The organism is Variovorax sp. KK3, from assembly GCF_001984055.1.
Lineage (GTDB): Bacteria > Pseudomonadota > Gammaproteobacteria > Burkholderiales > Burkholderiaceae_C > Variovorax.
Window position 1 is genome coordinate 1 of sequence record NZ_LYVO01000116.1, and the last position, 15,608, is coordinate 15,608.

Genomic DNA, 15,608 nt, shown 5'->3' on the forward strand with positions numbered 1-15,608 from the left:
TACTCGGCGTTCGGGGATGAGAAGCCGACGCTGGCGAAGTACCGGTTTGCGAACTTGGAGGTCAATCCGAATCCGGGGACGACGGGTATCGCCGAAGTCGTCTTGAACAAGCGCTACGACGGGCAGTATTTCGACGAGGAGTCGGGGCTGAACTACAACGGCTTCCAAGCTACAGGTCAGCCCCCGGCCGATTCACGCAACCCGATCGGATCGGACTCAATGGAGGGTGGAACCGTATCGGAAACGCATTTCAGAACCCGCTTCAATACTCTGATCCGACGGGTTTGGCGCCTGAGTGTGAATTGGTAGCAAACGTGCTTAGGTGCCGCACGACGCCCTTGCCGATCGATCCAGAAAATCCGCTGAAGGATGCGACGCTTGTTGCATGGCCCAAACTCCTGCCTCAGTCATGGGTTGATGGCATAAGGGATGTCTGCGCTGGGCTCGGCAATTGGATATTCAACGGCACTTCGAATCCCGTGGAGGGAACTCCTGGGTCTTGCAGCACTTGCAACAACTGCAAAGGCAACAAGAAGCAAGATCGCTACTACGGTTCAGATGGCTGGCCGCGAACTGACATCGACTACGACCACGATCACAAAGGCGCTGATGGCAAACCAAGGGAAAGCCGCATGCTCATGACTGGAGCCGACCCTCTGACGGGGGGCGACCAACGCACGAGCAACGAGGCCCTGCCCGTCCAGTGAGACCAGGAGAAGTTCGATGAAAAGACCACATGCCATGACGCCCGTCCTCGTCAAGGACGAATCCCTCATCGAACCGGCGCTTCATGACGCACGCCTCTGTCGGATCGACTTTGGAGGCAAGCAGGTGACGTGCTACTTTGAAGACCCATCTGGGCAGCGCATCAAGCTGGACATGCATGACGTTGTTCAGATGTCTTCTCATGGGCTGGCTGAAGCCAACATCTTGTTGGACATCTCGGTCGAAACTGGCCCAGCCGTTCGGCACGAGATCGTTGAACGGCTGATCTCCGGGAGTAGCCCGGTCCAAGAAAAACATCGCGGCGCTTTAATCGCTCGCCTTCTCAGTCGAGAGTTGTCCCTCATTCAGTTCTCTCCTTCATACGGCGGGGAGATCACCGTCATCTGTAAAACGATGTCGTACTGCACTGTCGACGTCTAAATAACTAGTCGACGACACGATCGGGTCGAAGCGATTGCGGTGTTTGCACGACAGTTCGTCGCGGTGAACGCGCGACAATGGCTGCAAGGCCATCCAGTACGCGCAGCACCACTTCAATGCTGGAACTAATACTTGGCGAACGAGGTGAGCGCCGTCACCACGGGCGCCAGCGACACAAGCCCGACGACAAGATTCGCCCACAACGCGATGGGTCACGGGTCTTCAAGACCGAGCCGCTGTACCCGCCGAGAAAGGGTGACGAACCGGACCAAAACTTCGTCCAGGCCTAGTCTCAAATCTTCACGAAGCTGTGGGGTCCGAACGCCAACGAAGCCAAGAAGCGGGGCTACGCGTACGTCTACGACGAAGAGGGCAACTTGCTGGCCGAGACGGGCACGGGCGGGGCCAACAGCACGGGCAGCACGCAGTACATCTACTTGCCGACGGCCAATGGGCCGATGCCGATCGCGGTGGTGATCGATGGTGAGGTGTTCGCGGTGCACAGCGATCACCTGAACACGCCCAGGCGCCTTACGAACGGCCAGGGGCAGGCTGTCTGGCAGTGGGCTTACTCGGCGTTCGGGGATGAGAAACCGACGATTGCGAAGTATCGGTTTGCGAATCTGGAGGTCAATCCGAATCCGAGGACGACGAGCATTGTGGCAAACGTCTACAACGTGCGCGGAGCAGGCCAGTACTTCGATGTGGAATCAGGCCTGCGATACAACTACTTCCGCAGCCTGATGGACGTCGGCCGCTACACACAGCCAGACCCGATCGGGTTGGGCGGCGGGCTTAACTGTTACGGCAGGCGATCTCGCCATAGGTGCGGGCATTGGCATCCTCGGCTATGGGCTGGACAGAATGTTCAACAGTCTGTCGGCGGAGCCGCCTGTGCCTGGCGCGGTTCCTCATCCCGACGACCCCGTCACGGGAGCTGGAACGCGGCAATGGCAAAAGCCCGGCGCCGCGGAGGATGCGAACAGGGACTTCGACGGTTGCGGTCCATCCAACGTGCAGGACAAAGGCAACGGGGTGAGAGTCGGCACGATGCCGAATGGAGACAGAATCATCGTCCGACCCGACAGCAGTTCGGGGCAGCCAACGATCGAGATTCAGCGGCCGGACGGAAAGCGCTCTCGAGACAAAGTGAGATATGGACCTTGAAAGTCGAAGGAGAAACTGTGAGTGCGGAACTGTATGAACCTTGGATACCTCCCAACGTGTCCGGTCCGATGCGCCTTGCTTTCGATGCCATGCGGGTCGGTGGCTGTACGTTGACGATTCAATTGCACGAGGTTGGTGGCTCAAGGCGAAATGTGCTCCTTGAGTTTGAGTCGCTCCCTTTGTCTATCAACATGGTGAACGAGAGCCATCGCTTGAACTCGCTCAAGCGTTTGCCTAAAACAAGAGAGGGCTCGCTCTATCTGGTGAGGAACTCAGAGCTCCTTGAAGCATTTCACAACGAAGCCGCTGGCATCTACCGGGCCGACCCACTTTTGCACTTTTCCGTTGTCACAGACGAATGGATCGATCTGATACTCGCGGAACTGCCCCGTGTTACGGCATGAGCTTCTACTGAGGTGGTTTTGGTCTCCAGCCACTTCCACCGACTGTTGTTGCCTGGGCTCAAGCACGTCGATATTCCGCCGATCCCGAACATTAATCCTAGAATGCAAAAGCTAGCGGCAGCACCTGCCGCCGAGGAGACGCGACGTGAGTTCCAGAGACGGCGAGCTTCCCGATCTGGCTGCCCTGGCAGCGTGGGCGCCTGAACTCGCGAAGACCTTCGTCTCTCTCTCCAGCGACATCGCGCTGGTCATCGACAAGGCGGGCGTGATCCGCAACGTGGCGCAAGGCGAAGCCGACCCGATGGCACCGCTGGCCAACGACTGGGTCGGCCGACCGTGGGTCGACACCGTCAGTGGCGACACGCGCGCCAAGATCGAGAACCTGCTGCACGAAGTCACCACCACCGGCATCGCGCGGCGGCGTGAGGTGACGCACCCGTTCCAGCAAGGCGGCAACATTCCGGTGGCCTATTGCGCGATCCGCTTCGGCGCCGACGGGCCGGTGCTCGCGACGGGCCGCGACCTGCGCGCCATCGCCGCCATCCAGCAGCGCTTTCTCGACTCGCAGCAGGAGCTCGAGCGCGGCTACTGGCAGGCGCGCCAGGCCGAAACGCGCTACAGGCTGCTGTTCCAGGTGGCGACCGATGCCGTGCTGGTCGTCGACGGGCACACGCTCACCATCCTCGAAGTCAACCAGGCCGCCTCGCAGATGTTCGACATCGCGGGCGAGCAGATGGTCGGGCGGCAGATCACCACGGGCTTCGAGGAGCGCTCGCGCATCGGCGTCGAGGAGTTGCTGCAGCTGGCCCGCGCATCGGGCCGCAGCGGGGAGATCCGCGCCCGCCTGCTGGGCCGGATGGTGCTGACCAGCGTGGCCGCCACGCCCTTCCGCGCCGAAGACGAGATGCGGCTGCTCGTGCGTGTGCGCGCGGTCGACGCCACCAACCCGCTGCCGGCGCTGAGCGACTCGCTGGCGCGGCTGGTCGACGACACCAGCGACGGCGTCGTCGTGACCGATGCCAGCGGCCGGGTGCTGATCGCCAACGCCGCGTTCATCAGGCTGGTGCGGCTCAACGACGAATCGGAGCTGCGCGGCCGGCCGATCGTCGACTGGCTCGGCACACCCGAGCACCCGATGGCGACGCTGCTGCCGCAGGTGCGCCGCGACGGCGTCGCGCGCCGCGTGCCGTCGTGGATCAAAGTGGCCAACGCGCCGGTCGTGCAGGCCGAGGTGTCGGCCGCGCTGCTCACCGAAGGCGACCAGGAATGCATCGGCTTCACGATCCATCTGCTGGCCGCCCACGACGAGGCCGAGCAATCGAAGCACGAACTCACCCTGGGCTTGCAGCAGCTGACCGAACGGCTCGGGCAAGTGCCTGTCGACCGTCTGCTGGCAGCAGCCGCCGCGCTGGCCGAGCGCCACTTCGTCTCGGCCGCGCTCGCGCAGTCGCACAACGATGCCGGCGACGCAGCCCGGTTGCTCGGAATGACACGCGACGCCTTCGCGTCGATGCGCCGACGCGCAGATGGCGGCACCGGCGATGGTGACGGCACGCCGCCGCAGGGACGGTGATGCTCGGCAGCCCCGCATTCGGCAAGGCCGACCTCACGAACTGCGAACGCGAGCTGATTCATCTCGCGGGCTCCGTCCAATCTCACGGTGTGCTGCTGGCGCTCCAAGAGCCGGAGCTGCGCGTGCTCCAGGCCAGCGCCAACGTGGAGGAACTGCTCGGCGCCTCGCCGGCGCAGTTGCTCGGCGCCTCCGTCGGCCGACTGGGCGGCGACATCGAACGCTGCGTGCGCCGCATCGCATCGCAAGGCCGGCTGGTCGACCCCGAGGCGCTGCGCTGCCGCGTCGACGTGAACGGCAACGAGCGGGAGTTCGAGGGAGCCCTGCACCGCATCGACGGCGACGTGCTGCTGGTCGAGATCGAGCCGGTCGGCCCGGCCTGCCCCATCGACACGGTCGACCTGCCGAGCCAGAAGCTGCTCGCCCTGCTGGGCGATGCGGTGCATCGGATCAGCAGCGCGTCGACCATCGGCACGCTGTCCGACACCTTGGTCAAGTGCTGCCGCGACATGCTGGGCTACGACCGCGTGATGGTCTACAAGTTCGACCCGGACGGCCACGGAAAGATCATCGCCGAGGCGCGTGATCCGAGGCTGGAATCGCTGCTCGGCCACCACTACCCCGCCACCGACATTCCGCAGCGCGCGCGCGAGCTGTACCTGCGCACGCGCCTGCGCGTGCTGACCGACGTGCATTACGTCGCGTCGCCGCTGGTGCCGCAGCGACTGCCCGGGCACGACGACGAGCTCGACATGTCGCTGTGCTACTTGCGCAGCATGTCGCCGCTGCACCTGCAGTACCTGAAGAACATGGGCGTGACGGCGACGCTCGTGGTGTCGCTGGTGCGCGAAGGGCGGCTGTGGGGCCTGATCGCCTGCCACCACTACAGCGCGCGCAACCTGCGCTTCGCCATGCGCGCGGCGGCGGACCTGCTGGCCGAGGTGGTGTCGACGCGCATCGCCGCCATCGAGAACTACGCCTATGCCCAGGTCGCGATCCAGGTGCGCCGGCTCGAGCAGCGGCTGGTGGAGGCCACCTCGACCGAGGGCGACTGGCGCCTGGCCCTGTTCCGCAATCCGCGCACCCTGCTGCAACCGCTCGACGCCACCGGCGCCGCGCTGTTCCAGGAAGGCGAACTGCTGACCGCCGGCGAGACGCCCAACCATGCCGAGCTGCGCGAGCTTCTGCGGTGGATCGACGGCCAGCATTTCGACGGCCTCTTCAGCTGCGCGTCGGTCGAGCGGGCGGAACCGGCGCTCGCCTCGCTCACCACCATGGCCAGCGGCGTCGTGGCGGTCAGGCTGTCGTCGTCGCGGCCCGACTACCTGATGTGGTTCCGCAAGGAGCAGCTCACCAGCGTGACCTGGGCCGGCGACCCCTCGAAGCCGGTGCTCGACGACAACGACCCGCTGACCCTGTCGCCGCGAAGATCCTTCGCGGCCTGGTCCGAAATCGTGCGAGGCACGGCCCTGCCCTGGTCGGTGACCGAGCTGGCCCTGGCGCGCGCCTTCGGTGCGGCACTGATCGACATCATCGTGCAGGTCAATGCGGTGCGTTTCCTGATCGCCGAGCACCAGCTCGCGCAGATCCGCACCACGGTCTCCAACGCCAAGGAGCCCGTGATGATCGCCGACCCGCACGGTCGCGCGCTGTTCGCCAACCGCTGCTTCTTCGAACTGGCGGGGCGCGGCGCGGGCGACGACGCGGCGGCCGCCGAGCTCGGTGATCTCGGCGATGCAGCGCAGTGGTTCCAGGAGCCCGAGCGCGTGCGACAGATGCTCCGCACCCTGGCGCAGGAGCGCCATTCGTGGCGCGGCGAACTGGCGCTCGACCTGGGCAACGGCACCAGCCTGCCCACGGCCCTGCGCGCGGAGCCGGTGTCGGCACGCGACGGGTCGGTGCTCGGCTTCTTCCTGATCTTCACCGACCTGCGCGACAGCCGGCGTGCCGCCGCGGCGCGCGAACACCTGGAGCAATCGCTCTCGAACGCGGTGCGCGACGAGGCGCTGTCCCGCCAGGTCGATGCGGCCGACGTGATCGGTGCGATCGTCTCCAATGCCAGCCTGGCCGCCATGGACATCGCCGACGGCAACATGGGGCCGACGGTGGTGCCGCTGCTCGAGGAACTCGAAGCCTCGACGCGCCGGGCAGCCGCGCTGTACGACCGCATGAAGGCCTTCGTCGGCTGAAGAAGCGCCGGGCCCGACGGGCCCCGGCACCTGCGTTGCCCCGCTTACTTGGTGACCGTCTCGGGAGGTGCGGCGGGCGAGGCGTCGGGCGAGGCACCCGGAGGTGCGGCGGGCGCGGCACCGGCCGCTGCAGCAGCCGGCGCGGTGGCCGCTTCCACCGCCGGGGCCGAGGCGGCCTGCACGACCGCACGGACCTTGCCGAGCTCGGGATGGTTCGGCAGCATGCTGGCGCCGTAGAGCGGCTTGAAGGCGCCCTGGTGGCAGGTCGCGCAGTTGATCTTGGGGCTGTCGCCGGCCGGCCCCAGACGCGCGGGCGGGAACAGCGGCGTGAGCGGATCGAGGTACTGCGTGTTGAGGTCGCGCACCATGCGGATGCCGTACCAGGCCACGGCCCGCGGCGGCGCGCTGGTTTCCCAGTCGGCGAAGGAGCGCGTGTTGTGGCAGTAGGTGCAGTTGACGCCGAGCGCCTGCGACATGTGCATCATCAGCCCGTAGGTCCACTCGGTCTGCTTGATCGACTGCCGGTTGCCGGTCTGCAGCGCGGTCGGCCCGACGACCCGGATGGCGTCGCTCTTGTCGAGGAAGGGCGAGAACGGATCGTTGGGCAGCGACGCCAGCGCCACGCTTCGCGCCGGCGCGTTCTGGCCCGCCTTGTTGCCGGCATAGGCGGCCTTCTGCGGCTCGCCCATGGTCCAGGTGTTGAGCGGCACCGGATTGCCGCGGTGGCAGGTGTAGCAGGTGACGCCGGTGTCGGCGACGTGCGTCTTCCAGTCGGCGTTGAGGTGCTGCGTCATCTGCAGCATGCGCCGCGCGACGACTTTCGTGTAGAGCGCGTCGGACGCCATGTTGTCGCCCTGGTGGCAGTAGGTGCAGCCCTGCTGCGGCGAGACCCATGCTGTCATCGACACCATCAGCCGCGTGAACTCGCCGACGCTCAGGTCGTTGAGCACCTTGACGTTCTGGAACACCTGCCCCGCGGTCGGGCCGACGGCCGGCGCGGGCGGTGTGTCCACCGGCAGCGCGTTCACCACGGTCTGGTTCTGCACGATGCGCGGGTTGTAGACCTCGGCCATGCCGGTGCCGCGGTAGCCGCGCTGCACGACGTCGATCGGGGGGCGCTCGCAACCGGCGAGCAGCGCGAGGAGGCCCGCCGCGAGGGCCCAGGCGGCGCGGGAGAAGCGTGTCCGGGTGGTGTTCATGGCCGCACACCTTGCAAGGTCGACGGATCGATCACGGGCGCGAACACGGCCGGGTAGATCGGCGCCACGTGGTGCTTGACCGCCCACAGGTACCAGTTGTCGACCACGGTGCCGGTCAGCAGGATGCCGATGCCGCCGGTGAGCGGGCACAGCACGGCGAACCACCACGCCCAGCGGTGGATCGACTCCATCGTCGCGTTGAAGCCCATGCACCAGCGCCAGAACAAGGCCGCGCGTTCGGACGCCGTGCCGCGGTCGACGATCTGCTCGATCTCGCGTTCGCCGCCGAAGCGGCTCACCGCGAGGATGGTCGCGCCGTGCATCGCGAACAGCAGCGTCGAGCCGTACAGGAAGGCGATCGACAGCATGTGGAACGGGTTGTAGAACAGGTTGCCGTAGCGGATCGAGAAGGCCGCCGTCCAGTCGAGGTGCGGAAAGATGCCGAAGGGCACGGCCTCGCCCCAGCTGCCCATCAGCAGCGGCCGGATGAAGCCGAGCACCAGCATGAGCCAGATCGCCGACGCGAAGGCCCAGGCAACGTGCGTGCCGAGCTTCAGCGCACGCGCGCGGCGGTACATGCGCACCCACCACAGCAGCACCGAGGCCGTCATGAAGAAGCCGGCCATGAGCCACCAGCCGCCTTCGTTGAGCGCCGGAAAGAGCTTGAGCCCGATCGACGGCGGTGGCGGCTCCAGCGCGAGCCACGGCAACTGCCGCACGAACTGCACCGGGTCCCAGTTGACCGAGGCGAACATGTTGAGCCCGACGATCTCGAAGGCGATGAAGCCGCACAGCAGCGACGCCAGCCCGAACCAGCCGAGGTAGATGGGCCCGACCTGCGCATCGCCGATGCGCCCGAGCAGGTGCACGTGCAGCGGCGGACCTTCGCGCTCCTTGTTGCCGCGCTCCAGGGGCACGCCGGCGTAGGCAGGTGCAACCACCTGCACGCGGGTGAAGATGTTCTGGTACTCAGCCATCGTTGTCTCCTCTAGCGCTCCGCGGGTTGGGTCGGGCCGTGCGGCCGGGTCAGTGCCAGATCGGCAGGTTGAGCCACCACGTCCACCACTCGGGCCAGCCACGGGTCCAGAAGGGGCCGCTGATGACGATGCACACGGCACTCCAGAAGGCGGCCGACAGCGCCAGGAAGAGCCCCAGGCGGTGGATGCCGAGCGTGCCGATCGAATAGCCGATGGTGTCGCGGAAGAAGGTGTTCTCGTGCTCGGCGGTCTTGACCGTCTCGCCCGGGCCGGGGTTGGTCGCCGCCAGCACCAGGCCGCCATGCAGCGACAGCGCCAGCACGGTGGTGAAGAAGAAGCTCACGGCCACCATGTGGGCCGGGTTGTAGTGGAAGTGCAGGTACTGGTAGCCGGTGTTCGACACCCAGTCGAGGTGGCTCATGATCCCGTACGGAAAGCCGTGGCCCCAGGCGCCCATGAGCACCGGGCGCACGATGGTCAGTGTGACGTAGGCCAGGATCGCGAACGAGAACGCGAAGGGCACGTGGTAGCCGATGCCGAGCTTGCGGCAGATCTCGACCTGTCGCAGCGCCCACGAGACGAAGGCCCCGGTGGCGAACACGGTGATGAGCTGCCAAAGCCCGCCCTCCATCAGCGGCGCGAGCCGCAGGCCGTACTTGAGGTCGGGCGGCGCGATGTTGATCTGCCAGAGGTTCCACGTCGGCCCCTGCGACGCGCCCCACACGATCAGCAGCGTTCCCACCAGCGCACAGAAGATGGTGGTGACGCCGAAGAAGCCGACGTAGAACGGTCCGACCCAGAAGTCGAACAGGTCGCCGCCGACGAGCGTTCCCCCGCGGATGCGGTACTTTCTCTCGAAGCTCAGCATGGCCATGATCAGTCCCCGGGTCAGAACGCGGCGGCACGGGCCGCTCGAACGGCGATCGGAACGCGGCGCGAACCGCGCCCCGACCGCACCTCGGCAACGACGGCGCTATTTGCCCGTCGGTGCCGTCGCGGGTGCCGTTGCAGGTGCCGGCATCGGCGCCATCTGCGCGGCCACCGGTGCAGCCCTGCGTGGCCCTTCGAGCCAGTTGAAGCGGTCGGTGCTGAGCAGGATGAAATGAATCACCAGCGCCAGCACGAACAGGAACGTGAACAGGGCGATCAACGTCCTGCGCGGGTCGAACAACATCCAGATTCGCCACATGTCGTGTCTCCTCTAGGCACTGAGGCCGATCGATAACGCCGCGAGCACGACGTCCTTCGCGTCGTTGAAGATCGCCGTGTACCCGCCGGTGCCGGGAAGCCAGGGCCTCCATTGCCACGCCAGGAAATGGGCGACGACCGCAATCAACGTGAAGATGATGAAGCTCGTCATGAAGATGCCGTGAAACTCCTTGGCTTCCTGCTCGGTCAGACCGGACAGTGAGCCGTCTCTATCTCTAGGAACCATGGTCTTTACTCCGTATGGGCCGGGTGGCCACGTACCGCGCACTTCCCCCGCGGCGGGGATTGGAGCGGCCGGAAGCCGCTACAACTCCTGCGGCGGACCGGCGGGCCCGCCTGCTTCTCGTGTGGACGGCGCGCGTGCTCGGGCGGGCGTTCATCAGGCGACCTCCCCCTGACGCAGTGCGTCGCGCGAACGCGCGACCCGCGCCGCGGTGATGCGGTCTTCGCCGGCGCGCCGTGCGTCGTGCTCGACGCGATCGCGCAGGCGCTTGGCCGCCGAGATCTGCACCAGCGTCGGCTGCGCATCGACGAACTCGTCGAGCACCCGCGTGGCGTCGTCGTTCCATGGGCTGTCGGGCCGCGCATCGGGCCGCGCGGGGGTCGGGTCGACGCGATCGAGTTCGGTGCCCAGCGGCAGCACGTGGAACAGCGCGTCGAACAACGCGTTGCAGAACTCCTGGATGACGAAGGTCGCGCCCGAATAGCCCATGAAGGGCGTGCCGGTGTGGCGCCGGATGATCGGCAGCGGGAACGAGGCCGGAATGAAGCTCGACTTCATCATCCCGCCGCCACCGCACTCGGCCAGGTACATGCGTTCGTTGTAGCTGCCGTAGAGCACCAGCGGCGTCTTCTCGTGCACGAGCCGGCGGGTCTCGGCGTTGTCCGTCTTCGCACCGGCGATGCGCGCCACCGCGAAGTGGCAGGGCAGGCCCATCTCTTCCTCCAGAAAATGCCGCAGGCCGCGCGAATAGGTTTCGTTGGCCACCACGCCGAAGCTCGCGGTGCCGAAGAAGTCCTGCGTGACCGAACGCCACAGGTCCCAGATCGGCTTCACGGTGCTGTGCTTCTCGCGTTCGATGAAGGGCTCGGGGTCGAGGTGCAGCAGCGCGCCGAGCGCGCGCAGGAAGGCGGTGGTGCTGTGCAGGCCGATCGGCGCCTGCAGGTACGGCCGCTCCAGCGCCTCGCAGAGCAGGCGGCCGAACTCGCGGTACATGCAGATGTTGGCGTCGGCCTCGTCGAGCCGCGACACGTCGGCCAGGTGGGTGCCGAGCGGAAACACCAGGTTCACCTCGGCGCCGATGCCCTGCACCAGCCGGCGGATCTCGGCCAGGTCGCTCGGTGCGTTGAAGGCGCCGTAGCTCGGGCCGATGATGTTGACGCGCGGCTTCTCGCCCACGGGCCGCTGGTCGAAAGGCTTGCGCACCGACGGCTGCTTGAGCCCGTACTCCGACCACAGCCAGAACATCGCGCGGTCGGCGCACTGCCACTGGTCCTCATCGATGGTGCGCGGCAGGAAGCGCTGGATCGTGGTGCCCGAGGGCGTGACGCCGCCGCCGATCATCTCGGCGATCGACCCGGTGACGACGACCGATGGCAGGTCGGGGTCGAGCGCGGCATGCGCGCGGCGCAGCGCGGCCTCGGTGCCTTCGCGGCCCAGCTGTTCTTCCCCGAGGCCCGTGACGACGATCGGCAGCTCGTGCGGCGGCAGCGCGTCGGTGTAGTGCAGCACCGAGGTGACGGGCAGGTTCTCGCAGCCCACGGGCCCGTCGATGACCACCTGCAGGCCCTTGACGGCGGTGAACACGTAGACGGCACCCCAGTAGCCGCCGGCGCGATCGTGGTCGAGCACCAGCATCAGATCATCTCCTCGGCCTTGCGCTTCTTCAGGGCCTTGAGCGCGAGGCGGCGCATGTCGGCCTTGAACGCGGGGCGGTCCTGAGGCACGCCGTGCGCGCGTTCCCACACGCCCGCGGCATGGCCCGAGCCCGTGTCGCCGAAGAAGTCCTTCATCGCCTCGAAGCGGGCCTTGTTGCCGATGGCCGCGTTGATGACCGTCGCGAGCGAGCCGGCGCCGGCCGGCCCCATGAGCGGCCGCGCCGAGATCAGGTTGGTGAAGTAGAGCGCCGGCGTGCATTGCGCCTTGGCCGCCTGCACCACCGGCGTGGTGCCGATCGCGAGGTCGGGCTGCCATTCGGCCATGGCCGCGAGGTCCTGTTCGAGCGAGGCGCGGAACTGCACGTGCACGCCGCGCGATTCGAGCCACTGCCGGTCATGTTCATTCCACACGGTGCGCGGGCAGGCGGTGCCGACATAGCGCAGGTCGGCACCGCTCTCCACCAGCAGGCGGCCGACCAGCAGTTCCGAGCCTTCGTAGCCGCTCAGCGTGATGCGGCCGGCGATCGGCGTCCTGGCGAGCGCGCCGCGGATGGCCGGCAGCATCGCGTTCTTGGCCGCGTCGATCTTGTCCTGCGGCACGGCGGCCGCGCTGCCGATGGCCTGCAGCCAGGCCTCGGTGCCATCGTGGCCGACCGGCGCGGAGCCGACGATCGGCCGGCCCGCGGCTTCGAACTCGCGCAGGCTCGCCGTGTAGAAGGGATGGATCGCAGCCACTGCCACGCAGTCGAGCGCCGCATACAGCTCGCGCCATTCGCGCGTGGGCACCACGGGCCCGGCCGCCAGGCCCAGCGGCTCCAGCATGCGCGCGATGACCATCGGATCGGCCGGGAACATTTCGCCCATGAGCGCGATGGCCGGCTTGTCGGCGCGGCCGGGGTGCCCGGCCCGTGGCGGCTGCACCGGCCCGGCCATGATCTCGGCCCGCGCGTACTTCAGCATCGCGCCGGCCAGCACGTCCTTGGCCTCCGCATGCGTGGGCACGCCGAAGCCGGGCACGTCGATGCCGATGATGCGCACGCCATTGATCTGCCTGGGCAGGATCTGCAGCGGCACGCCGCTGGCCGTGGGCACGCAGAGGTTGATGACGACGATGGCGTCGTACAGCGCCGGGTCGGCCTGCTTGTGCACCGCGTCGCGGATGTCCTCGAACAGCTTGCCCGTGACCAGCGTCTCGGAATTGAAGGGCACGTAGCCCACGCTGCGCTTCGCGCCGTAGAAATGCGAGGTGAAGGTCAGCCCGTACACGCAGCATGCCGAGCCCGAGAGGATGGTCGAGGTGCGCCGCATGCGCAGGCCCACGCGCAGGGCGCCGAAGGCCGGGCACATGCTTTGCGGCTGGTCGTGCGGGCCGGCCTGCGGTGCGCGCGGGTAGTCCTTGGCGTACTGGGCCAGCGTCTGCGACTTGCCCGCCGCGCTGGCGGCCGCATGCATCGCCTCGGCACCCGCGTGGCAGCCCACGCCGTCGCCATCGACGGCCGCCGCCGCGGTCGGCAATGCAACCACGGGGATGGTGATCGGCGTGCGCGCCTGTGCCATGGCCGTTCTGCCTTCAGGCGTCGTCGTAGACGACTTCGAGCGTCGGCCTGGCGGTGTCGCGCCGGCCGCACATGTCGAATTGCGTGGCCGGTTCGAGCACCACGTTGCGCCCCACCGATTCGGCGGCGAAGAGGCCGAGCAGCTGGTCTTGCGTCATCGGGCGCGGCCGCACCGGCAGCGAGGTGCCGACGTTGTCGGCCAGCTGCTCGAAGAGCGGACCCCACGGGGTGCCGGGCACGCCGATGATTTCGTAGCTGGCGCTCTTGCGCCGGATGTCGTCGTTGGCCGGGATGACCGACAGCACCGGAATGCCCACCTGCTGCGCGAAGGCCGAGGCTTCGCCGGTGCCGTCGTCGCGGTTGATGACCATGCCGGCCACGCCCACGTTGCCGCCGAGCTTGCGGAAGTATTCGACCGCCGAGCAGACGTTGTTGGCGACGTACAGCGACTGCAGGTCGTTGCTCGCCACCACGATCACCTTCTGGCACATGTCGCGCGCGATCGGCAGGCCGAAGCCGCCGCACACCACGTCGCCGAGGAAGTCGAGCAGCACGTAGTCGAAGCCCCACTCGTGGAAGCCCAGCTTCTCGAGCAGCTCGAAGCCGTGGATGATGCCGCGGCCGCCGCAGCCCCGGCCGACCTCGGGTCCGCCAAGCTCCATCGCGTAGACGCCGTCGCGCTTGAAGCACACGTCGCCGATCGCCACCGCCTCGCCGGCGAGCTTCTTCTTCGACGAGGTCTCGATGATCGTCGGGCACGCGCGGCCGCCGAACAGCAGCGAGGTCGTGTCGCTCTTGGGGTCGCAGCCGATCAGCAGCACCTTCTTGCCCTGCTGCGCGAGCATGTAGCTGAGGTTGGCCAGCGTGAAGCTCTTGCCGATGCCGCCCTTGCCGTAGATGGCGATGATCTGCGTGCTCTTGGTGGCGGGCGCGGCGGACACCGCGTCGGGCTCGATCGCGGCTTCGTCGCGCAGGGCCTGCTGCTGGATGAAGCGCATCGGCTTCCCCTCGATCGGCTCGGCGATGGCGTGGGCGGATGTCATTGGCAGTTCCTCCAGTCGAGGACCATCTTCAGGCAGGCGGGATCGCCGAAGGCGGTGCGGTAGGCGCTGTCGGCATCGGTGGCCGCGGCGCGGTGGGTGATGAGTGCGTCGAGCGACAGCCGGCCCGACAGCACGAGCGCGCGCGCCGCGGCCAGGTCGTTCGGCTGCCATTGCGCGGCGACCCGGATGCGAGCCTCGCGGATGAAGGCCGGCGCGAAGCCGAAGCTCAGGGGCGCGTCGTAGAAGCCCGCCAGCACGATCTCGCCGCCCGGCGCGAGCCGGCCGATCAGCGTGTCGAGCAGGGTCGAATCGCCGCTCACGTCGCAGATGCTGCGGTAGTCGCGCCGCGCGTCGTCGGCGGGGTCGAGCACCGCGTAGCCTTGCGCGCCCTCGCGCCTGCGGGCGTCGGTTTCCCAGACCACGGGCGTGACGCCCATGGCGACCGCGATGCGTGCCACCATGCGGCCCAGCACGCCGTGGCCGACGATCAGATCGGGCTGTCGGCCCCCGCCGGCCGCGCTCACGTGGTGGGCCGTGGCCGCCAGGGCCAGCAGCACGCCTTGCTCGGCGCAGGCAGGGCCCTGCCCATGCTCGTCGTCGAGTGGCAGCGTGCGCGAACCCGGCAGCACCACGGTCGATGCGGCGCCGCCGAACAGGCCTCGCACGTCGCCGAAGCAGCGCGCGCCCGGCACGAAGACGCTTTGGCCCACGGTGGCGCCCGACTGCCGGCCGGCACTGCGCACCACGCCGACCGATTCGTAGCCCGGCACCAGCGGATAGCCCATGCCCGGAAAGTCCGGCATGCGGCCCGACCAGAGCAGCCGCTCGGTGCCGGTGCTGATGCCGCTCCACTGGATGTCGACGACCACGTCTTCTTCCGTCGGCTCGCACAGCGGCAGGCGGGTCAGCGCCAACCGGCCGGGCCTTTCGAGCACCACGGCCAGGGTTCGCATAGCACCCGCTTCATGTGTCATTTTATTTGTACTACTTGTACTGTCCAGTTTTGATTACACATCCAGAAACGCATTCATGCAAGGCGTCTTCACGCCAATCCGTTTCGAGCGACGATCACGCCGACCTGCAGCGGCATGCGGGTGGGCAGCGCCTTGACGCCGGTGAACCCCGCGGTGCGCAGCAGCGCCTGGAGCGCAGCGCAGCTGCGGGGCCTGCCCTTGCCCATCGCGAACAGGTAGAGGCCGAAATACGCATCGCCCATGGCTTCTGCGCCGGGCGTGTCCGCCATCGGCTCGGCCAGCAGCACGGTGCCGCC

14 protein-coding genes and 1 pseudogene are annotated in these 15,608 nt (G+C 67.5%); 5 read left to right on the forward strand and 10 right to left on the reverse strand.

The features are described 5' to 3' along the window. The 5 genes from B0W80_RS35765 to B0W80_RS31765 form a co-directional block, all read left to right on the forward strand. The coding region (locus B0W80_RS35765; protein ID WP_218668976.1) for a hypothetical protein at nt 1-309 on the forward strand (309 nt) is incomplete at its 5' end. Nucleotides 310-723: 414 nt separating this feature from the next. After that, on the forward strand, nt 724-1,146 hold the full coding sequence (locus tag B0W80_RS31750) for a hypothetical protein (protein WP_143684865.1): 423 nt from the start codon (nt 724-726) through the stop codon (nt 1,144-1,146). Nucleotides 1,147-1,523: 377 nt separating this feature from the next. After that, the gene (locus tag B0W80_RS35240; RefSeq protein WP_143684866.1) at nt 1,524-2,717 is read left to right on the forward strand and encodes an RHS repeat domain-containing protein; all 1,194 of its coding nucleotides are present in this window, start codon (nt 1,524-1,526) and stop codon (nt 2,715-2,717) included. Nucleotides 2,718-2,862: 145 nt separating this feature from the next. Then, nucleotides 2,863-4,290 carry a transcriptional regulator PpsR gene (ppsR, locus tag B0W80_RS31760; protein WP_077003143.1) on the forward strand — a complete coding sequence of 476 codons (1,428 nt, stop codon included), beginning with the start codon at nt 2,863-2,865 and terminating at the stop codon, nt 4,288-4,290. Beyond that, nucleotides 4,290-6,476, forward strand: coding sequence for a GAF domain-containing protein (locus B0W80_RS31765; protein ID WP_077003144.1), 2,187 nt, complete (start codon nt 4,290-4,292; stop codon nt 6,474-6,476). The genes ppsR and B0W80_RS31765 overlap by 1 nt, the downstream gene beginning before the upstream one ends. Before the next feature lie 44 nt (nt 6,477-6,520). Here the strand turns inward: B0W80_RS31765 and pufC are convergent, their stop codons facing one another. The 10 genes and pseudogenes from pufC to B0W80_RS35770 all read right to left on the reverse strand — a co-directional run. Further along, nucleotides 6,521-7,675, reverse strand: a complete 1,155-nt coding sequence (pufC, locus tag B0W80_RS31770) for a photosynthetic reaction center cytochrome PufC (RefSeq protein WP_077003145.1) — start codon at nt 7,673-7,675, stop codon at nt 6,521-6,523. Next, nucleotides 7,672-8,652, reverse strand: a complete 981-nt coding sequence (gene pufM / locus B0W80_RS31775; protein WP_077003146.1) for a photosynthetic reaction center subunit M — start codon at nt 8,650-8,652, stop codon at nt 7,672-7,674. The genes pufC and pufM overlap by 4 nt, the downstream gene beginning before the upstream one ends. 49 nt (nt 8,653-8,701) lie before the next feature. Next, nucleotides 8,702-9,526, reverse strand: coding sequence for a photosynthetic reaction center subunit L (pufL, locus tag B0W80_RS31780; protein WP_077003147.1), 825 nt, complete (start codon nt 9,524-9,526; stop codon nt 8,702-8,704). Between the two features lie 99 nt (nt 9,527-9,625). After that, nucleotides 9,626-9,841 (reverse strand): light-harvesting antenna LH1, alpha subunit, encoded by a 216-nt coding sequence (gene pufA / locus B0W80_RS31785; RefSeq protein ID WP_077003148.1) that lies wholly within the window; start codon nt 9,839-9,841, stop codon nt 9,626-9,628. Nucleotides 9,842-9,853: 12 nt separating this feature from the next. After that, entirely contained in the window at nt 9,854-10,087 is a 234-nt protein-coding gene (pufB, locus tag B0W80_RS31790; protein ID WP_077003149.1) for a light-harvesting antenna LH1, beta subunit, read from the reverse strand. Between the two features lie 153 nt (nt 10,088-10,240). After that, nucleotides 10,241-11,719, reverse strand: coding sequence for a chlorophyllide a reductase subunit Z (gene bchZ / locus B0W80_RS31795; RefSeq protein WP_077003150.1), 1,479 nt, complete (start codon nt 11,717-11,719; stop codon nt 10,241-10,243). Then, nucleotides 11,719-13,296 carry a chlorophyllide a reductase subunit Y gene (gene bchY, locus B0W80_RS31800; RefSeq protein WP_083745769.1) on the reverse strand — a complete coding sequence of 526 codons (1,578 nt, stop codon included), beginning with the start codon at nt 13,294-13,296 and terminating at the stop codon, nt 11,719-11,721. Before bchY ends, bchZ begins: the two co-directional genes overlap by 1 nt. A 13-nt stretch (nt 13,297-13,309) precedes the next feature. Next, on the reverse strand, nt 13,310-14,338 hold the full coding sequence (locus B0W80_RS31805; protein WP_218668977.1) for a chlorophyllide a reductase iron protein subunit X: 1,029 nt from the start codon (nt 14,336-14,338) through the stop codon (nt 13,310-13,312). Then, complete coding sequence (gene bchC / locus B0W80_RS31810; RefSeq protein WP_077003151.1) at nt 14,335-15,291, reverse strand: chlorophyll synthesis pathway protein BchC; 957 nt, start codon at nt 15,289-15,291, stop codon at nt 14,335-14,337. The genes B0W80_RS31805 and bchC overlap by 4 nt, the downstream gene beginning before the upstream one ends. 89 nt (nt 15,292-15,380) lie before the next feature. Then, nucleotides 15,381-15,608 (reverse strand): annotated as a pseudogene (locus tag B0W80_RS35770) (methyltransferase); the annotation flags it as partial.